We start from the raw sequence: 18,266 nt of genomic DNA, 5'->3' as shown, positions 1-18,266 counted from the left end.
TGCATGCATGATCGGACGTCACCCCGTGTGTGCACGAGCCAGCGGCGCGCTCTTCGTGCTCGTCGGAGTTGGCCTCGGCTCCACCGCGGGATGCTCGCACCGCGAGACGAAAGTGGTCCCCGAGGTGCTCGCCGAAGGGGGGCCGGGCATGGCCAAGGCTCCGCCGAAGATCGACACGGTGGAGAAGCCCTCGCCCGCGCCGAGCGCCACCCCCTTCGTGTCGCGTTGCGAGGGCGTCACGCTCGTCCTCACCAAGGTCGTCGTCCGCGATGGCTACGCCTTCCCGGTGCTCGAGCTGCGAAACACCGGAAAATCACCGGTGAAGCTCATGGCGACCGGAGACGGCTCGAGCGAGGACATGCGCAACCCGTCCCTCGCGTTCACGCTGTCGGGGAAGGTGTACCCGCCCCGCCGCGAGTGCGGCAACGTGAACGGCCTCGCCGAAGAGGACCTCCTCACGTTGGCTCCCGGCCAGACGAAGGTGCTCGAGTGGGTATCGCCCATCGCCGCCGAGAAGGGCCACCACACGTTGCGAGCCACCTACCGCAACGACCCCGAGAGCGCGGTGCTGCGTGGCGTCGCGCCCCCCGCCGACGAAGCGCTGATCGCTCGTGCGCGCGCCACGATCCCCTGCCAGCTCACGAGCAACACGCTCGACTTCGACATGAAGTGAGCCGAGGCGCGATCGCGCGCTGGCCCGTCAGGCGCCGTACTCGAGCGTGGCCATGGTCTCGAAGAGGGCATACACGCTCGCCGGGGTCGGGTGCTCGAACGAGACGCCGATGCGGGCGAGCGTGCCCGGCCGCGACCAGGTCACCACAGCCGGGACCACGACCGGATCCCACCGCGAGGGCGACTGGAAGCTCACCGTGACGTGCTCGCCGACCGCGAGGATCTCGGTCGACTCGAGCCCCGCTCCGGCGAGGCTCAGGTCGACCACCATCATTTCACGCGCGAGGCCGCGGGCGCTCGTCACCTGCGCGGCGTAGCGGACGTGCGTCCTCGCGTGGGAGCGAAAATGGTGCGGCCTTTCCACGGTGCGCGAACCGTACCACGAAACCAGGGGCGGACGAGATCCTCCCGCTCGCGCCCGGCCCTCGGGCACATCGAGGACCGCTTCGGACCCCATGGAGTTGGCGATCTGCACGAGACCTCGGGTACCATGAGGGCACGAGGCCGAACGCCCCCGCTCGGGCCTCGAACCGTCGGGAGACTGCTCGTTCATGACCTCCGATACGCGTAAGGACAAGCGCGCGAAAATCGTCAGCGTAACGGTGCGTTACAAGAGCGCCACCGTCGACGAGTTCATCGACAACCACGCGTTCGACGTGAGCGTCGGCGGCGTCTTCGTCAAAACGCAGACCCCGTTCGCGCCGGGCACGCTCCTCAAGTTCGAGCTCGCGTTGGCCGGCGACAAGGCCGTGATCGCCGGAGTCGGCCGCGTCGTGTGGAAGCGCGAGCCCACCCAGGCCGGCGCCGACCGCCCCGCCGGCATGGGCGTCAAGTTCATCAAGATCGACGACGCCTCCCGCCAGGTGATCGACCGGGTCGTGCAAGAGAACGCCGACGCCGGGCGCGCCTTCACCGAGGTGCCCGAAGAGCCCACCGCCGCCGCTCAGGTCGTCCCGAAGCCTGCGGCAGCCAAACCCGCTCCCGCTCCCGCCGCGGCACCGGCGCCGAAGCCCGCGCCCCAGGCCGCAGCGCCCGCTCCGAAACCCGCTCCTGCTCAAGCCGCTCCGCTCCCCAGGCCGAGTGTCCCCCCGGCGCGCGGACCGCTCCCCGCTCCGGCCCCCGCGCCTCGCCCGAAGTCGACCGAGATGCCGAAAGTCGAGGCCCCCAAGGCCGAGCCGGCGCGCGCACCCGACATCCGCCGCCAAACCGTGGCCGGCATCGGCGTTCCCCTCGGGCTCGCGTCCCAACAGAAGCCGCCCGTTCCCCAGGCCGCACAGACCCAACCCCTCGGCTCCATCGCGGACGACGACGATCTCGATTTTCTCAATCATCTCGAGAAGCTGGATGCGCCAGCCGCGGCGGCCCCGGCGGCCAAGCCCGCGGGGTATCCCTCGCCGTTCGACAACCAAGAAGCGCCGACCGCGGGAGGAGCCTCGCTCGCGGCCACGGTGGTGAGCCCCCCGCGCCCCTCCCCCGACGAGTCGCAGGGCTTCAGCGCCACGCTTCCGCTCGACAAGGGCGCGCTCCCCGACTTCGACGCGGCTCTCCGCGCGCGAGACGCGGCGGTGCCCAAGGATGCCCCCACGGTCCCTCGGAACCGTGAGTTCGAGAACACGATGCCGCTCGACCGCGCGTCCCTCGGCCTCCCCTCGAAGGACGAGATGCCGACGGTCGCGGGCGGCATGTTCCCGCAAGAGGCGCACCCCGCCAAGAAGCTCCCCACGTTCGAGGTCGATCGTCCCGAGCCTACGGTGATGAAGCAGGCCGCCGAGCTCCTCGAGGAGGCGCTCCGAGAGGCCGGCGGCTCCCTCGACGAGATCGGTGACAACCCGCTCTTCAAGAACGCTGCGGCGGCCAGGTCCGAGGGGCCCACCGTGGCCGACGCGCCGAGCGACGATCTGATGGCGGCGGTTCGCGGCGGCGGCGAGGCCGGCCACGACGATCCGACCGTGATGCGCGCCCCCGACGCGCCGATGCCGGCCTACACCCCCGACGGCGCACCCGCGCTCGCCCCCACTCCCGCGCCGGCGCCGGTGCACGCGAGCGCTCCCCCGCCGGCCGCGAGCTTCGCCCCGCCCGAGCGCCCGCTCGCCGTCGAAGAGCAGGTTCGTCCGCTCCCGCAGCCCAAGAAGGGAGGCGGGGGTGGGGCGATCGCCATCGCGGCCGGCGTGCTCCTCCTCACGGGCCTGGCGGGCGGCGGCGTGTGGGCGTGGAAGACCCACGCGTTCGGGCTCGGCGGGCCGAAACCCGAGCCTTCCGCCTCGGCGACGGCCACACCTTCCGCCGCGCCGTCGGCCTCCGTCGCCCCGTCCGCATCCGCCGAGCCCGCCGAAGCCGCCGCCCCGAGCGCCGAAGCCGGAGCCGACACGGCAGGTGACGCGAGCGCGGTCACGGCGGCCACCACGACCGATGCAGCCCCCGCGACCTCCGCGTCGGCTGCGCCCTCGGCCGCCCCCTCGGTCGAGAAACCGAAGCCGGTCTACAGGCCTCCGCCGGTTCAGCCGAAGCCCGCCGACCCCAAGCCCGAAGACCCCAAGCCCGAAGATCCCAAGCCGGCCGACCCCAAGCCCGCCGATCCCAAGCCCGCCGATCCCAAACCGGCCGACCCCAAGCCCGCCGATCCCAAACCCGTCGAGCCCAAACCCGCGGAGCCCAAGCCCGCGGAGCCCAAGCCCGCAGAGCCCAAGCCCGCAGAGCCGTAGCCACGAGCCGCGCGTGATGCCTCGATGCCCGCCGCCCCCATCAGGGCGCGCGGGCTTCGTGTTTTTCGGGGCGCGTCTCTTTTGTTTCGAAGGTGCGATGAGTTTCGCTTCGGCGCCGAGTCTCTCCTTTCGAAAAGGAGATTCCCTGCCTGCCGAACCCGCGTCTCAGGCCTCGTGCCCTCCTTTCGACTCATCTCACCTTTCACCCCATCTACCCACGGAGACTTGGCGCATGGCCTCGACGAGCACCTACTTGAACTTCCCCGGCACTACCGAAGAGGCATTCCTCTTCTACAAATCGGTATTCCGCACCGAGCTCGGCGGGCCGATCATGCGCATGCGGGACGTGCCCCCCTTTCCGGGCGGACCGGAGCTCTCCGAGCGAGAAAAAGGCTTCGTGATGCACGTCATGCTGCCGATCACGGGCGGGCACGTGCTCATGGGGACGGACACCCTCGCCTCGATGGAAAACGTGTCGTTCGGGACCGCGATGCACATCAACGTACAGCCCGACACGCGCGCGGAGACCGAGCGCATCTTCGCGGCGCTCTCCGCGGGTGGCAGGGTCACCATGCCGCTCGCCGAGATGTTCTGGGGCGACTACTTCGGCTCCCTGGTCGACAAATTCGGTGTCCCCTGGATGTTCAATTGTGCCGAGAAGAAGGCCTGAAGAGAGGAATGTCCATGAGCACGGCTCGCCAGATCTTCGTCAACATGCCCGTTCGCGATCTCGAGGCCTCCAAGGCGTTCTTCGCCAAGCTCGGGTTCGAGTTCAACCCCAAGTTCACCGACGCGAAGGCCGCATGCATGGTGCTGTCGGAGCAGGGGTACGTGATGCTTCTCGAGAGAGGATTCTTCTCGACGTTCACCAAGCGTGAGCTCGTCGACGCATCTCGCGCGACCGAGATGCTCGTCGCCGTGTCGTGCGCGAACCGCGCCGAGGTCGACGCCCTCGCCGACAAGGCGCTCGCGAACGGCGGCCGAGAGGCCATGCCCGCGCAGGACCACGGCTTCATGTACTACCGCACGTTCTACGACCTCGACGACCACCACTGGGAGGTGCTCTGGATGGACCCGGCCGCGGCCTCTTGAGCGACGAGGGCGAGACCGTGATTTTCGCCTCTCGCCCGCGCCTTCCTCTACCCTGAGAGGACCGTGCGAAAGCTCGCCCAAAACGCCGCGATCGTCGTGACGCTCGTCGCCACGAGCGTCGCGGCCGCGGCCGAGCCCCCCGGCGCGAGCCCCGCACCTCCCGCGCCCGCTGCGCCATCCGGGTCCGCTGCGCCCTCCGCGTCCTCCGGGACCGATGTGGCCCCGTCGGTCCCGGCGGCGGCGCGTCGTCCCTCTCCCGTGGCGTTCGTGGTCTCGGGGGGCGTGTCGCTCGGCGCCTACGAGGCGGGCTTCCTCCACTACCTCGTCGAGACGATGAAGCGAAACCCGGGGCTCTACGACGTGCGCATCGCCACGGGCGCCTCGGCCGGGAGCATCAACGGGCTCCTCTCTCTGCTCGCGAGCTGCGACGATCCGAACGACGATCCGAAGAAGAGCCTCTTTTACGGGACGTGGACCCCCATCGGCTTGCCCGGGCTGCACGATCCGGCGCGCCCGTCGGCGATCGCGCTCTTCTCGCGGCGCCCCCTCGACGCCGTGGCCGACCGCATCCTCGAACGCGTCGCGCGAGGGTTCCCCACCTCGTGCGACGTGGTGCTCGGCGTAACGACGACGCGCCTCACGAACGCACGCGAGGCCGTCGGCGCTCACGGGCGCCTCGATCTTCCGCGCGCCGAGGAGCGCTTCGTCGTGCGCATGCGCGGCGAGGGCGTAGGGCGCCCACCGACGTTCGAGAGCTACGTCGACGCGAGCTACGGGTACCCGCAGCCCCTGCTCCCCTTCGGCACGGACCCTCGTAACAACGCGATCTTGCTAAGGGATCTGCTCTACGCGTCGAGCGCGTTTCCGTTCGCCTTCACCCCCGTCTCGCTCCCCACCTGCATGACCCGCCCCCGCGGCCCGACGCCCCCGTGCGACGCCACGACCGCGAGCCGCGCGAACTTCGTCGACGGTGGCGTGTTCGACAATCAGCCGCTCGGCCTCGCGGCGCGCATCGCCGGTGACGGCCTCCCACCCGGGCAAGCGCGCGGGGGCTTCGTCACGCCCCTCGTGCGAAAGAACGCCCTGCCCCCCGACGACACGCTCCTCGTCTACGTCGACCCCGAGCTCACGAGCTTCTCTCGCCCACCCAACGCCGACGAGAGCCAGCGCATGCGGAGCGCCTCGGCCTTGGGGCTCCACTACGTCGAGTCGTTCGTCGAGTCGGCGCGAACCAAAGAGCTCTCGAGCGTCCTCGAGACCACCCCCGAGCTCCGCGATCGGCTGGCCATCGCCGCGAGCGACGTGCCGCCCGTGAGTCACTCGCTCGCGTCGTTTTTCGGGTTCTTCGACAGCCGATTTCGAGAGCACGACTTCTACCTCGGCATGCGCGCCGCGCGACGCTTCATGGATGGCCGCCTCGCCGCTCGTTTGGCCAAAATCCGCGGCGAACGCCCGCCCATCGTCCACTACGAAGACGGCGTGACGACGAACCTCGAGCCCTATCACTGCATCCGCGCCGTGCTCGACGACGTCGGAGATCCGGCGGTGGCGTGCGCGGCCGTCGCACCCGAGCTGCGAGCCGCGCTCGCGACCTCGATCGCACGGCTCTACGACGGGTGCGCCGCGGCTCGAGAGGCGGGCTCCCGCGACTTCGGAGAGAGCCGCGCGTGCGAGCGAGCGATGCGCGGCGGAGAGCCCCAACGCGTCCCCGACACCCCTAGAGCGACCCAGGGCTTTCACCGCAAACGAACGGGAGAATCCGAGCTCGCGTACACGGTGCGGCTCCTCGTGGGTTACGGCTTCGTCTTCAAGGATCTCGGTCTCGGCAAGGTCGACGCGGCGCGCGTCGAGCGCGAGATCCACGAGCGGCTCCGCGAGACCCTCGACACCTTCGCGAGCGCGCAACCCGAGAACGGCGCGGCCATCGGGGCGCTCGGGCACACCTTGCTCGGAACGCTCACGTACGTCCCCGCGTCGGCCATCGTGCACGTCGCCGTAGGACCCGTGATCGAGGCGGGCGCGAGCTTCCGGCTCGGCGCCGGAGCGTCCCGATTCCTCCGCGCGACGCTCGCCGCGGACCTCGGGGGCCTCTCGAGCTTCACGGGGAGCGGCGCGTACCTCACGGCGGCCCCTATGGCCGGCATCGAGGCAGAGATCCTCCCCATCTCGGGGCCCGTCATCCAGCCACGGCTCGGGCTCCGCGGCGGCTACCTCTTCTCCACCGAGGACGGCTTCGCCACGTCGACGTGTCCCGACCCTCGCGCGCTCGTCTGCTCGCGCCCCACCGCGCAGGCCTACGTGGCGGCCTCGGTGTTCGATCGCGTGAGGCTCCAGGTCGGCCTCGCGGCGATTTTCCCCGTGCGGACCAACGAAGAGACGTCGTGGTCCCTCTTGCCCACGGGCGGCCTCCAGTTCCTGTGGCCGTAGCGCGTGCATAATGCACATTTATGTTCGTGCGGTCTTCGCCGCGAAAAATCGCTATGCTGCGCGCGTGTCGACACAACCTTACCGTTGCGAAGCCTGCGACATCGAGACCTCCTTCGTCGCCGCCGGCAAGTACCCCGAGGACGACCCCAAGGAGGCCACCTATGGCGTGACATGGCGGTGCCCCGAGTGCGGAGAGCTCTCGCTCGACCTCTGCCCGACAGGCCCCTTGGCCCCGACCGCGCGCTCGTGTCTCAATTGTGGCAAGGACCGCGACCCCAAGAAGGCCTGCCCCGACTGCGGCATGACGGAGGCCGAGACCCTCGGGTTCCTCCGTATCGACGACGCCAAGGTGCGCACGCTGGAGAACGCCGAAGCCGCGTTCGACCAGGGTCTCTTCCGCCACGGGTTCGCGATCGTCGATAGCCTCCTTCGCAGGGCTCCCAACGTAGCGTTGTGGAAGGCGAAGGGCACGCAGCTCCAAATTTTGAAATTGCCAGTCGCGGCGGCGCACGCCTACGAGGAGGCCCTCGCGATCAAGCCCGATCCCATCGTCGAGATCGCCCTGGCCGTGGCCCGGTCCGACGCCGGTGACGCTGCCGCGGCCGAGGCCATCTACGACAAGCTCGTGGACCACGACGACGCCGAGGTCTCCGCGGTGGCGCACGCGAACCGCGGCAACCTCCACGAAGCCAAGGACGACGTCGATTCGGCGAAGAGGGACTACGAAGCCGCGATCGAGAGAGAGCCCGGCCGGATTGCCCACTACCAGAACCTCTCGCGCCTCTTCACCAAGCGAAAGAAGTGGAGAGACGCGCTCGAGGTCGTAGAACGGGGGATCGCCGCCATGGGCGAGGCCGACGCGACGCCGCTCCTCCTCGAGAAGGCACGCGCCGAGAACGAGCTCGAAGACCCCGAGGCCGCCATGGCCACGGCCGACGCCATCCTCGAGAAGGAGCCCGAGCACACCCGCGCGCTCTACCATCGGGCTTGGGCACAGGGGCTGCTCGGCCGCCTCGACGAAGCCAAAGAGACCCTCGAGACCTTGCTCGACATCGACCCCACCAACAAGGACGGCAAGCGCGCCCTCGCGAAGATCGAGGCTGCCCGCGCGAACGCGAAGAAGAAGCCCTGGTGGAAGATCTGGTGAGGGACGAGCGCGCGAACGGGACCGCGTAGGACGAGCACGCCGCCACCCCGGGCGGCGGCCTTACTCTCCCGCGAGGATGCGACGCCCGGCGCCACGGAGACGCGGCGAGATACGTGTATCCTTCATGAGAGCGCCGAGCGCCACGCGGTCGGCGGCGGAGAGCACGGGCTTCGTGTGCGAGGTGTGCCGGCACATGCCCGCGACGACGAGCGACTCGGCGCGCGTGAGGCTGACCCCGGGGTGCCCGAAGAGCTTGCCGAAGTCCGGCGCTTTTCGCACCCCTCGCGGCGTCGGCGCGGTCCCGGTGAGGAACGCCTTGAACACGGGGGAGCCCTGCACGACGCGGCGCTGGAGCGGCGACGCCACCGGCCGACCGAGGGCCGCGCCGGCCGCGAACATGACGTTGTTCACGTCGGGGCAGTTCTCGAGATTTCGACGCGAGATGTCGGTGCAGACGGGCGTATCGGAGAGCGGATCGGCTTCTCCCGACAGCTCGGTCGTGTGGTTGAGACCCAAGAAGTGGCCGGCCTCGTGGGCGAGCACGTAGCCCTCGAGCTCGGCGTCGGCCTCCATGAGCGACGCGAGCGCGACCCCCGACTGCTCGTTCCCCGGGGCGTTCGCCGCGCCCGGAATGCCCGCCGCGATCCCCCACCACTCGGACGCCTCGGAGTCGCCCTCGGAGAGCACGACGTGGAGCGATTGCCCCTTCGGCGCCACGCGCGTCTCGCGGAAGACGTCGAAGAGCTCGTCGTCCGAGATCGAGGTGTACCGCTTCGCGATGCCATGGAGCCGCACCGTGCCGTTCTTGAGCCCATAAAGCTCGAGCGCCGCGCCGAAGAACGCGTCGATGCGATCGCGCACCTCGCGGTTCGTGATGGCCGTGCCCACGCTCACGGGCGGCGTGCCCGCGATGGAGAGACCGTCGGGCACGTACACGTCGAGATCGAGCGTCCCTCCGTGGAAGATCCCATCCGGTGTAGTCTGCACCTGAACCTTCGCGCGTAGCGTTCCTTCACCGCGGAAGGTGACCTGCCACGTACCCGGGGCCACGCCGTCGGCCGTCTCGGGGAGCTCGCCTTGCGGGATCTGGACGGCCGCCGTCGTCCCGAAGAGGGTCTCGCTCGTCGGGTGCACACCGCCCGCGGGGATCGCGTTTTGGTGGGCTTTTGCCCCGCTCGGAGCGACGACCTCGAGCACCGCGAGCGACTCGCTCGGGGTGTCGCTCTCGACGGTCACGTGAAAGCCGAGCGTGCCCTTCGGGATCTCGAAGGTGACGGGCGCTCCGGCGGTCACCGCGCCGAGCTCGAGGACCTCGAGCGGCTGCGTCGGCCCACCGTCGAACCCGGGAATCACCGAGCCGGCATCGACCCGAGCGTCGGCAGAGGCGTCGACCACGGGCGGCGGCGCCGCGTCGGCCGGCGTGACCACGACGACCCCCGAGTCCCCGTCGTCCTCTCCCGAGATGACCTTTCCACCACACGCCGCCGCGAACGAAGCGGCGAGCAGGGCGAGGGCGGGGGCGGCGAGCAGGGCGTTTTTCATCGAGGGGACTCCGAACGAAGTGGCGAACCGGATGCGAGCCGCTCGGCGAACGCGCCAACGGGCCTACGTGGTGCTTGGTGACACGTCGCCGCTTCCGTCGCCGAAAGGTACGCGAGAACCCGAAAAACGCCCGGACTACTTCGCGCAGCGGGGGACCTCGGCCTCGCCCTTCACCTCGGCGCTGCCCTTCTTCGCCTCTTCGCGCGTCGCTTGCTTGCCGGAACGCCATGCCTCGCCAGCGCCCTCGGAGCCCCCCGAGAAGAGCCCACCGGCGGTCTTCCCCGCGGTCTTCAGGCCCTCGAGCCCGGTCTTCGCGCCCGTCTTCACGCCCGAGGCGCCCGTGCGAGCGCCCAAGACCACGTCGCCTTCGGGACCCGTGCGGCACGGCGGAGGTGCGCCTGCGCACCCGAGCGCTCCCGCACAACTCCACAGGCAACCCACGAGAAGACCTACGCAACCAATGGATCTCATTACGTTTTCTCGGAGTGTTGCGTCGCGGTCCGAAGGTCGGTCTCGCTCAACCCGAAGGCGTCCGCGAGGGCCTCGAGGGCCTCGTCCTCCGAGCGCCCCGCGGCGACGAGGTCCCGGAAGCGCCTCGCGATGTCGTGAGGGTGCTGCGCGAGGACCCAGGGCGCGAGCTGCCTCCGGACGTCGGCTTCGGCGACGCCTTCGAGCACCTCGAGGCCCGCCTCCCGCACCATGGCCGCGCCTTTGCCGTCGACCCGGGGGTGAGGATCACGCATCGCGAACACGAGCCGCGCGACCCCACACTCGGCGACTACTTTGGCGCACGCAGGGGTGCGACCATGGAAGGAGCAGGGCTCGAGGGTAGAGTAGAGCGTGCCTCCGCGCAGGTCGACGCCGAGGCCTCGTGCCGCACGGAGCGCGCCTATCTCCGCGTGATCCTCGCCGGGGCCACGGGTGAACCCGCGAGCGACGATCTTGCCGGCGGCGTCGACGATGACGCACCCGACCCACGGGTTGTCGCCCGTGTGCCCGCGCGCCGCTTCGGCGGAGGCCATGGCCTCGCGCATGAAGGCTTCGTGGTCCACGAAGAAGAGCATATGCGATTTCCCTCGAATCGACGCGCCCGCCGCGCCGTGAGGGGCGTCAGCCGTGGCTCTTCGCGAGCGAAAGCGCGTTGATGCAGTACCGAAGACGGGAGGGCGGGGGCCCGTCGGGGAAGACGTGGCCGAGGTGAGCGTCGCACACCGCGCACACCGTCTCGACACGGACCATGCCGTAGCTCTCGTCCCAGTGGTAGCCGACGACGCCGGCCGTGATGGGCGCCGTGAAGCTCGGCCACCCGGTGCCGCTATCGAACTTGTGCGTGGCGTCGAAGAGGGGCGTGTCGCAGCCAGCGCAGTGGTAGCGCCCCGGCTCGAACACGGAGCACATCGCGGACGAGTGAGGCCGCTCGGTCCCGGCGAGGCGCATGACCTGGAACTGCTCGGGCGTGAGCCGCGCGCGCCACTCGTCGGCCGTGAGCTCGACGCGCGTGGGAGGAGGTGGACCGCCACTTTTTGCCCAACGCTCGATGTCGCGCCAGGTGGGTGTTTCGCTGGGGTTCGTCATGAGGGTAACGATGGGATGCCACGACCGGCGTTCGTGCCGCACATCGGGAGCTGTCGAAGACTACCCGAGCCTCAGGGCCAAGGGGGAGCCTCGCCCACCGGGACGGGCGCGGCCGTGGCCATCCCCGGGGGGACGTCGCCCGGCACCGCCGGCAGGATCGGCGCGTGCACCTGCCGTGCGTACGCGAGCTCCGGATCGACGCGACCCGCCACGTCGAGCGCCTCGTGCACCTTCGCAGCGTAGAGCGCATACACCGCGTAGGCGATCGACGCGCAGCCATAGAGGAGCGGAACGAACCCGAGCCCGTGCTCGAGGCTCACCGTCTCGTGAGCCTTCTCGTGGTGCCCGCCGAGGTTCATGGCGAAGACGAACAGGAAGAGCAGCACGTTGTGCACGATCGACCAGGCCGCCACCCCACGCGCCAAGCTCCGCGCCGACGCGTCGCGCTTCGTGAAGCGGATGCCGAGCACGAAGTGGGCGATCGAGAGGGGAATTCCGGTGGTCCCGAAGAGGGTCGCGAGTCCGGGCATGCCCCGCGAGCCGTCGAGCTCGAACATGATGCCGACGCCGACGATGGGGATCGAGGGCACCCACATGACGCCGAAGAACAGGGCCAAGATGGCCGCGACCTGCACCTCGGAGGGGATGTCGCGGATGCGTTCGACGATACCGACGGCCTTCTGCGAGCTTCGGTACGCTCCGGCGCGGTCGGCGACCACGGCCTCCTCGGCGTTCCACTCGGCGCGGTTCCGCTTCTGAAGATGCATGAACAGCGCGACGATGCCGAGCACGCCTGCGACCGGAATCATGAGCCCCAACATGCTCGCGATCATCGTGTCCTCCCGACGCGCGAGACCCGGAGAACATTCCGGGGCTCGTGCACGACCCTTCACTGCACGATGCGATCCACCACTCGTGATGACGGAGCGCCGCCGCTTTTCTTCATGGTGGGGTCCAGGACGATCGCCAGCAAGCCGCTCGACGCCGCCGCGCGACCACTCGAGCCCTGATCGGCGCGCCTGCCCAGCGTGAACGGGCCGAGGGCGAGCTTGCTACGCCCGCAGCAGCTCGCCGGTCCGTGCGCAGAAACGCACAGTATCCGACATGGCGGCAGGGGAGAGCGTCATGAGCGCGAACCCGTGCACCATGCTCGGACAAGCCTGCACCTCGACGGGGACCTCGGCGGCGGCGAGCTTCTTCGCGTAGGCCTCGCCTTCGTCACGCAGCGGATCGAACCCCGCCGTCACGACGAGGGCGGGCGGAGCTCCGGTGACGTCCGGGGTGAAGAGCGGCGAGAGCCGCGGGGTGTCCCGAGGGGTCGCGCCCGCGTAGTGACCGAGGTACCACGCGATCGAGGCGCGGGTGAGCAGGTAACCCGTCGCGAGCTCCGCGTGCGAGGGCATCGAGCACGTCGCGTCGACCGCGGGGTACACGAGCAACGTCATCTTGGGGCGGACGGCGTCGGCGCGGGTCTCGAGGCCCACGAGCGCCGAGAGGTTTCCGCCCGCGCTGTCGCCTCCGACGCCGAGGCGTTTCGACTCGATGCCGTACGACGCGGCGTTCGCGGCGACGTGACGGAACGCGGCGACCGAGTCGTCGACGGCGGCCGGGAACGGGTGCTCGGGCGCGAGGCGCGGCTCGATGGCGATGACGCGGATCCGCGCCGTCAGCGCGAGGCGTTTGCAGAGCGTGTCGTGCGTGTCGAGGTCGCCCGTGACCCAGCCCCCGCCGTGGATGAACACGAGCCCCGGCGAGGGCGCGCGGAGACCGTCGGGCTCGTAGAGGCGCGCACGCAGCTCGCCGACCGCACCGGGCACCTCGCGCTCCCGCACGATCACGTCGCCCGCGGGGTCGTCCTCGACGACACGGATCGCCGCGAGCATGCCCCGCCTCGCGGCCGACGCGGAGCCCGCAGAGAGCTCGACGTCGCCCGTCTTTTCGCCGAGGGCGAGCATGAGCGCGATGTCGGGATCCAGGCCCTTCGCGAGCTCGCGCTGCTTCTTCGCGAGGAGCGCCCCGCGGAGCCAAGGCGACGCGAAGACGCGACGGACGAGGGGGCGGCTGCCCTTCACGCGGAGATTCTCGAGGAGCCCGAGCTTCATAGCCCAGCATACTCGCCCCGTCGGGCCCGGGGCTCAAGCCTCAGGGCAGCGTGACCGTGACGGGAACGGCGCGGTTCGCTTTGTCGCCGAGACCGAGCTGCCCCGAGCCGTTGTCCCCCCAGCAGGAGACGGCACCTTGCCGCACCACGCACGCGTGGGAGTACCCGGCGTCGGCGAACGTGACCTGATCGAGGCCGACGATCGGCGCGGGTGTGGGCGACGTCCCGACGGCACCGCGACCGAGCTCGCTGTTCGTGTTCGACCCGAACGTGAAGATCGCGCCACCCGAGCGCGCGAGCGAGAACGTGCTGCCCGCCACGGCCACCTCGGCCGAGAACCCTGTGAGGCGCGTGGGCACGGTGCGATCGAGGGCGTCTCCCACGCCGAGCTGGCTCGACGCGTTCCCGCCCCAACACCACACCGACTTGTCGGTCTTGGTGGCGCAGGTGTGGTGCGCGTTCGCCGAGATCGTGACCACGTCGGTGAGGCCGGGCACCACGGTGGGCACGTTGCGATCGTTGCCGCCCCCGGAGAGCCCGATGCCGAGCTGCCCGTCGAAGTTCCCGCCCCAGCAAACCACGGTCTTGTCGAGCTTGAGCGCGCACGTGTGCGTCCTCGCGGCGACCACGACCTGCACGCCCGAGAGGCCCTGGACCTGCGCCGGGATGCTGCTCTCGGGGCCGCCGAACGTCCCCCGACCGAGCTTGCCCGACGCGTTCGACCCCCAGCACCACACGGTGCCGTCGTTGGCGAGCGCGCACGCGTGGTCCCTCCCGTGGCTCACGCGCGAGAAGCCGCTCGCGACGAGGCGCGACGTGGCGCCGTAGAGACGACCTGCACAATACACGTTTCCGGGCGCGCGTACGACGCACGAGCCGTCGTAGCCGAGGCCCATGTCGAGCACGTCGAAGTCGCCCACCTTGGTCGGCGTGGTCACGTCCGCCGAGATCGCGCCGAAGCCGAGCTGACCGAAGTCGTTCGAGCCCCAACAGTAGACCGCACGGCCGCGCACCGCGCACGTCTGGTAGCCACCCGCATAGATCCGGAGCGACGTCGTTCCTGGGCCCGCGTCCGACGCGTCGGTCGTCGTGCTCGCGTCCGAGGATCCCGCGTCCGAGGGCCCCGCGTCGGTCGAAGCGTCCAAGGGCTCACCCGCGTCGCGCGCGTCCGTGCTCGCGTCGGTCGAGGCGCTCGCGTCACGGGACCCGCCGCTGTCCGTCGTGCCCGCGTCGCGGTCGCCAGGAGGGCGCCCCGCGTCCGCCGAGGGGGCCGCATCGGCGCCGTTTTCCCCAGAGATATCGGGGATTTCCACCGTCTCCCCGCAGGCCACGGCCGTGACGGCCAGCACGAGAGAGAGCACCGAGAGCCGAGAGCCACGAAGAGTACGCATCGTGGAGGCCATACGGGACCATCTCCACGAACCTTCCCCGCGTCACCTCGCCGCGCCGCTGCGCGACGATCGCCCGTGCCCGATCAGGACGTCAGGAGACCCAACGGGCCAAGATGACCGTGATGTTGTCCGGTCCGCCGTTCTCGTTCGCGCGCTGGATGAGGCGCGACGCGGCGGCCTTCAGGTCGGGGGCGCCCTGCACGATCTCGAGGAGCTCTTCGTCGGACACGGGGCCGGAGAGCCCGTCGGAGCAGAGCACGTAGATGTCGTCCGCGCGGGACGGCTCGAAGCGCGTGTCGACCTTCACCGTGTCCTTCATGCCGAGGGCCCGCACGATGACGTTCTTGTGCGGGAAGTTGGCGATCTCCTCGGGCGTGAGGCGCTTCATCTTGATGTAGTCGTTCAGCAGCGAGTGATCCTCGGTGAGCTGCTCGATCTTGCCATCGCGGATGCGGTAGCCGCGCGAGTCGCCGACGTGTGCACAATACACACCGTCCTCGACGGCGAAGAGCACGACGATCGTGGTGCCCATGCCGCGCTGACGGACGTCGCGCTGGGCGCTCTCGTAGATCCGCAGGTTCGCGAGCTTGATGCCCGTGATGAGGCGGTTCTCCTCGTACCCTCGCGACCGGTCCATTTTGTAGGGCCAGGTGCGCTCGGGATCCTGCGCGGTCGACACGAAGAAGTCCTTCATGGCGTCGACGGCCATCTTGCTGGCGACCTCGCCCGAGGCGTGACCGCCCATGCCGTCCGCGACGATGTACAGGCCAGACTCTTCGAGGATCGAAAAATTGTCCTCGTTGTGCTGGCGCTTCATGCCGACGTTCGTTTCGCCGGCGACCTCGATGCGGAGCTGGGTGGTGCTCAAGGGCGGTACCTCCCGAAATCGTGACGAATGTGGGCCCGTCGTGTCAACCGATGAGTTGCGACGGCAGCCGATTCTTTGCTGGGGCGAAATCGATTGCGCTCGGGGCCCGCGCGTGAAGCACCACGGACCGTCACGGGGCGGCGCGCAGCACGGCGACGGCCTCGCGGAACTTGGAGCCGTCGAAAACCAGCAATTTCGCAGAGTCACCGATGGTCTTCTTACCGACCAGCTCGGCGAGCTGCTCCGGGGTCTCGACCGGGGCGCCGTCGACCGCGACGATGACGTCGCTCTTGGCGGGGTCGGTGTTGGGCTTGAGCCCGGCCTTCTCGGCGGGTGAGCCGGGCGCGAGGTCGAGCACCCGAACGCCCTTGATGCTGCCCGCCTGGGAAGGAGCGCCGCGCAGCCCGAGCCAAGGCGATGGCGCGACGGCGGTCGCCGGTGTGCGCATGAGGAACGAGCGAATCGCCGAGACGGGCGCGGCCACGGAGACGGGCGCGCACGGGGCCGTCGACTTGACTTGGCAGGCGCGCACGAGCACCCCGATGGCCTTGCCGGCGCCGTCGATCACCGGCGCGCCAGGGACCGAGAGGGCACCCTTCAGGTCGAGGTCGAGCGTGTTGAGGAGGGGCGTTCCATCCTTGGATTTGGCGTCGGGACGGCCCTTGAGCGCCACCGCGACGGGCCCGAGCTTGCCGCGCGTGGGCAGCACGAGGCGGAGGTCCGTGACGTTCGGCTCGAGGCTGCTCGCGGAGAGCCCCTCTTTCCATTTGCCGGACTGGGGCACGAGCAGCGCGAGATCCCACGCGTCGTCTTTGTGGCCGACCTTCGCGGGCACCGTGGAGTTGTCCGCGTAGCGGAGTTGCACGGTCTCGGCGCTCCCGAGGCCCGAGAGCGCGGTGAGCACGCGACCATCGTTGGCGAGCACGGTGCCGATCGCGACGGGCTTGCCGGCGACCTCGATCGCGACGACCCCTCGACGGAGCGCGTCGGCCGTGGTGTCGGCCGGGGCGGCGGGTTTGGCGGACGAGGCCGCCGCCGGCGGGGCAGCGGGAGCCCCCGAGCCCGGGAGGGGTGGCAACGCCGCGGCCACGGAGGGGGCCGCGAGGACGAGGAGCGCGACCGGGAGCAGACGGGTGAAACGCATGGCGCCTTTAGAGTAGCTCGGGTTTCGGAGGGAAGCGAAGCCTGTCAGGCAATGGCCGGGCCACGGCCGAGGATCGCCATCTCCCGCGAAAAATAGCCTCGTTCGGGCCGATCGTGAACCCGAGGCCACGCGCGCGAGCCTCCCCCGTCAGGTCGTGGTCACCGGTACGGCCCTTCGCCGTCGTCGAGGGCGCGGGCCGTGACCGTGACGTGGATGAGGGTGGTCCCTCCCTGAGAAGAGGGCGTTTCGAACGTCCAGAGCACGCTCAGCACCTGGTACGAGCGCGGCTTCGCGCGACCCTGGGACATGAACGCGATCCGCTCCCCCTCGCGCGGCACGAACCCCATGCGGAGCTTCGCGAGCCACCGCCCGTGCTCGTCGGCGACGAAGACGAGGACGCTGTCGGACATGCCGAGAGCGTACCTGGTATCGCACGAAGGGGCGACCGCCTCCCCCGCTAGCGGCGACGACGACGCGCGCGCGCGACGGCCACCGCGACGAAGGCCATGAGCGCGCCCGGGGCGCCCGCGGCCGCGCCCGAGGGGCCCGTGCTCGAGCACCCACCCCCACTCACGCCGGAGGGGTTCGCGTTGGGCCCCGCAGGACCTCCGCCATCGTCAGCCGCGCCGGCATCGACGGCACCACCGTCGGGTCCCCCTGCGCCCGCATCTCCCGAAGAGGGGCACGTGAGCTCGATCGTCGCCGGGGCGGACTCGAGCACGAGCGAGGGGTCGCCCGCGAGGAAAGCCTTCATCACGACCGAGTGACGGCCTTGGCTCACGCCGGCGAACGTCTCCGGGTTCGTCTCGCAGGCCGCGTAGACCACGTCTTTCCCGATGCCGACCCAGCTCCCCGCGCGATGCACCTGCATGCCCGCGTCGTTGCTCGCGAACCACTTCTTGCCGTCGACGTAGGTCTCGTAACGAAGGACGCCCGCCCAGGGTGCGGCCTCGGCGGAGGGCTCGATCTCGAGCTCCGCGCGCGCGACCTCGACGACGGCCGAGCACCGCCCGCCCGCCGCGAGGCCGAGCTTCGTGAGCCCGCTCGCCTTGATTTTCAGGGCGCCGAGCGTCGTCGGCTTCGGCGCGGAGGGGCCGGCGGTGAACGTCGTGACGGAGGTGGACCCGCAGGCGCTCTCGGGGTCGCGATCCGCCACGACGGCGGTGAGCTTGTCGGAGGCCCCCGCCTCGAGCCCGCTCGGGAGGAGCACGTCGGGGCGCGCCGCGTCGGTCCCGCGCTCGATCGTGACGGGTGTGCTCCCGCCGGCCCCGACCTTCTCGAGGGTGACCGTCAGCGGATAGGGCAACGCGGGCGCGAACACGGGGAGCGCCGCGGCGTTCGCCGGGACGGTGCCGCCATTCGCAGGGAGCACGTAGGCCTTCGACCCGAAACACATCGGCGCCGAGCAGGCGTCGGCGCTCCGCGAGGCGAGGGCCAGGGCGAGGGTGGCGACGAGGGTCGTCGAGGCAACAAGGGCGTTTTTCATGCTTGGGCTAGTTGCATCGACCGTGCCGTACGCAATCTCTCGAGATTTTCGGCAGCGTCGGCCCTTCGAGTGTCACAGTACGGCACAGCGTGGCATGGGATGCGCCAACCGCTCAGTGT

Annotated in this window: 18 protein-coding genes; 6 read left to right on the top strand and 12 right to left on the bottom strand. The window is 70.2% G+C overall.

Translation table 11 applies throughout. The annotated features are described in order from the left end of the window. The first annotated feature begins 7 nt into the window (after positions 1–7). On the top strand, positions 8–673 hold the full coding sequence (locus IPK71_09250; GenBank protein ID MBK8213925.1) for a hypothetical protein: 666 nt from the start codon (positions 8–10) through the stop codon (positions 671–673). A 27-nt stretch (positions 674–700) separates the two neighbouring features. On the opposite strand, the gene IPK71_09245 is transcribed toward IPK71_09250, so the two are convergent. Next, positions 701–1,036, bottom strand: coding sequence for a PilZ domain-containing protein (locus tag IPK71_09245; GenBank protein MBK8213924.1), 336 nt, complete (start codon positions 1,034–1,036; stop codon positions 701–703). Between the two features lie 187 nt (positions 1,037–1,223). Between IPK71_09245 and IPK71_09240 the strand changes: the two genes are divergently transcribed. The 5 genes from IPK71_09240 to IPK71_09220 all read left to right on the top strand — a co-directional run bounded on the left by IPK71_09240 (position 1,224) and on the right by IPK71_09220 (position 8,040). Further along, entirely contained in the window at positions 1,224–3,374 is a 2,151-nt protein-coding gene (locus IPK71_09240; protein ID MBK8213923.1) for a TIGR02266 family protein, read from the top strand. Positions 3,375–3,606: 232 nt separating this feature from the next. Further along, the gene (locus tag IPK71_09235) at positions 3,607–4,044 is read left to right on the top strand and encodes a VOC family protein (GenBank protein ID MBK8213922.1); all 438 of its coding nucleotides are present in this window, start codon (positions 3,607–3,609) and stop codon (positions 4,042–4,044) included. An 8-nt stretch (positions 4,045–4,052) separates the two neighbouring features. Further along, a complete protein-coding gene (locus IPK71_09230) occupies positions 4,053–4,466 on the top strand; it encodes a VOC family protein (GenBank protein ID MBK8213921.1) in 414 nt (137 codons plus the stop codon). A 63-nt stretch (positions 4,467–4,529) separates the two neighbouring features. Beyond that, positions 4,530–6,893, top strand: a complete 2,364-nt coding sequence (locus IPK71_09225) for a patatin-like phospholipase family protein (GenBank protein ID MBK8213920.1) — start codon at positions 4,530–4,532, stop codon at positions 6,891–6,893. A 64-nt stretch (positions 6,894–6,957) separates the two neighbouring features. Next, positions 6,958–8,040, top strand: coding sequence for a tetratricopeptide repeat protein (locus IPK71_09220; protein MBK8213919.1), 1,083 nt, complete (start codon positions 6,958–6,960; stop codon positions 8,038–8,040). Between the two features lie 60 nt (positions 8,041–8,100). On the opposite strand, the gene IPK71_09215 is transcribed toward IPK71_09220, so the two are convergent. From IPK71_09215 to IPK71_09165, 11 genes are all read right to left on the bottom strand, one after another. Then, positions 8,101–9,582: a hypothetical protein gene (locus IPK71_09215; protein MBK8213918.1), complete on the bottom strand. Its 1,482-nt coding sequence runs from the start codon at positions 9,580–9,582 to the stop codon at positions 8,101–8,103. Between the two features lie 135 nt (positions 9,583–9,717). Further along, a complete protein-coding gene (locus IPK71_09210) occupies positions 9,718–10,023 on the bottom strand; it encodes a hypothetical protein (GenBank protein MBK8213917.1) in 306 nt (101 codons plus the stop codon). A gap of 29 nt (positions 10,024–10,052) precedes the next feature. Next, positions 10,053–10,616, bottom strand: coding sequence for a riboflavin biosynthesis protein RibD (locus IPK71_09205; GenBank protein ID MBK8213916.1), 564 nt, complete (start codon positions 10,614–10,616; stop codon positions 10,053–10,055). Between the two features lie 76 nt (positions 10,617–10,692). Next, the gene (msrB, locus tag IPK71_09200) at positions 10,693–11,157 is read right to left on the bottom strand and encodes a peptide-methionine (R)-S-oxide reductase MsrB (GenBank protein MBK8213915.1); all 465 of its coding nucleotides are present in this window, start codon (positions 11,155–11,157) and stop codon (positions 10,693–10,695) included. A gap of 71 nt (positions 11,158–11,228) precedes the next feature. Beyond that, positions 11,229–11,990, bottom strand: coding sequence for a hypothetical protein (locus IPK71_09195; protein ID MBK8213914.1), 762 nt, complete (start codon positions 11,988–11,990; stop codon positions 11,229–11,231). Between the two features lie 219 nt (positions 11,991–12,209). Beyond that, entirely contained in the window at positions 12,210–13,259 is a 1,050-nt protein-coding gene (locus IPK71_09190; GenBank protein MBK8213913.1) for an alpha/beta hydrolase, read from the bottom strand. A gap of 40 nt (positions 13,260–13,299) precedes the next feature. Next, positions 13,300–14,649, bottom strand: coding sequence for a hypothetical protein (locus IPK71_09185; protein ID MBK8213912.1), 1,350 nt, complete (start codon positions 14,647–14,649; stop codon positions 13,300–13,302). A gap of 91 nt (positions 14,650–14,740) precedes the next feature. Further along, entirely contained in the window at positions 14,741–15,466 is a 726-nt protein-coding gene (locus IPK71_09180) for a Stp1/IreP family PP2C-type Ser/Thr phosphatase (GenBank protein ID MBK8213911.1), read from the bottom strand. A 181-nt stretch (positions 15,467–15,647) separates the two neighbouring features. Further along, positions 15,648–16,661 (bottom strand): serine protease, encoded by a 1,014-nt coding sequence (locus IPK71_09175; protein ID MBK8213910.1) that lies wholly within the window; start codon positions 16,659–16,661, stop codon positions 15,648–15,650. A 158-nt stretch (positions 16,662–16,819) separates the two neighbouring features. Beyond that, a complete protein-coding gene (locus IPK71_09170; protein MBK8213909.1) occupies positions 16,820–17,071 on the bottom strand; it encodes a hypothetical protein in 252 nt (83 codons plus the stop codon). 47 nt (positions 17,072–17,118) lie between these two features. Beyond that, positions 17,119–18,147, bottom strand: a complete 1,029-nt coding sequence (locus tag IPK71_09165) for a hypothetical protein (protein MBK8213908.1) — start codon at positions 18,145–18,147, stop codon at positions 17,119–17,121. Positions 18,148–18,266 lie beyond the last annotated feature (119 nt).

It is taken from the genome of Myxococcales bacterium (assembly GCA_016712525.1).
Classification (GTDB): domain Bacteria; phylum Myxococcota_A; class Polyangia; order Polyangiales; family Polyangiaceae; genus JAAFHV01.
The sequence above is the reverse complement of the archived record's forward strand: the minus strand, read 5'-3'. Positions and strand labels throughout refer to the sequence as shown.

Bases quoted from the DNA above. Each gene is read 5' to 3' on its own strand.
- IPK71_09250 (MBK8213925.1), top strand. From the start codon at position 8: ATGATCGGACGTCACCCCGTGTGTGCACGAGCCAGCGGCGCGCTCTTC.
- IPK71_09240 (MBK8213923.1), top strand. From the start codon at position 1,224: ATGACCTCCGATACGCGTAAGGACAAGCGCGCGAAAATCGTCAGCGTA.
- IPK71_09235 (MBK8213922.1), top strand. From the start codon at position 3,607: ATGGCCTCGACGAGCACCTACTTGAACTTCCCCGGCACTACCGAAGAG.
- IPK71_09230 (MBK8213921.1), top strand. From the start codon at position 4,053: ATGTCCATGAGCACGGCTCGCCAGATCTTCGTCAACATGCCCGTTCGC.
- IPK71_09215 (MBK8213918.1), bottom strand. From the start codon at position 9,582: ATGAAAAACGCCCTGCTCGCCGCCCCCGCCCTCGCCCTGCTCGCCGCT.
- IPK71_09205 (MBK8213916.1), bottom strand. From the start codon at position 10,616: ATGCGCGAGGCCATGGCCTCCGCCGAAGCGGCGCGCGGGCACACGGGC.
- msrB (MBK8213915.1), bottom strand. From the start codon at position 11,157: ATGACGAACCCCAGCGAAACACCCACCTGGCGCGACATCGAGCGTTGG.
- IPK71_09195 (MBK8213914.1), bottom strand. From the start codon at position 11,990: ATGATCGCGAGCATGTTGGGGCTCATGATTCCGGTCGCAGGCGTGCTC.
- IPK71_09190 (MBK8213913.1), bottom strand. From the start codon at position 13,259: ATGAAGCTCGGGCTCCTCGAGAATCTCCGCGTGAAGGGCAGCCGCCCC.
- IPK71_09185 (MBK8213912.1), bottom strand. From the start codon at position 14,649: ATGCGTACTCTTCGTGGCTCTCGGCTCTCGGTGCTCTCTCTCGTGCTG.
- IPK71_09180 (MBK8213911.1), bottom strand. From the start codon at position 15,466: ATGAAGCGCCAGCACAACGAGGACAATTTTTCGATCCTCGAAGAGTCT.
- IPK71_09175 (MBK8213910.1), bottom strand. From the start codon at position 16,661: ATGCGTTTCACCCGTCTGCTCCCGGTCGCGCTCCTCGTCCTCGCGGCC.
- IPK71_09170 (MBK8213909.1), bottom strand. From the start codon at position 17,071: ATGTCCGACAGCGTCCTCGTCTTCGTCGCCGACGAGCACGGGCGGTGG.
- IPK71_09165 (MBK8213908.1), bottom strand. From the start codon at position 18,147: ATGAAAAACGCCCTTGTTGCCTCGACGACCCTCGTCGCCACCCTCGCC.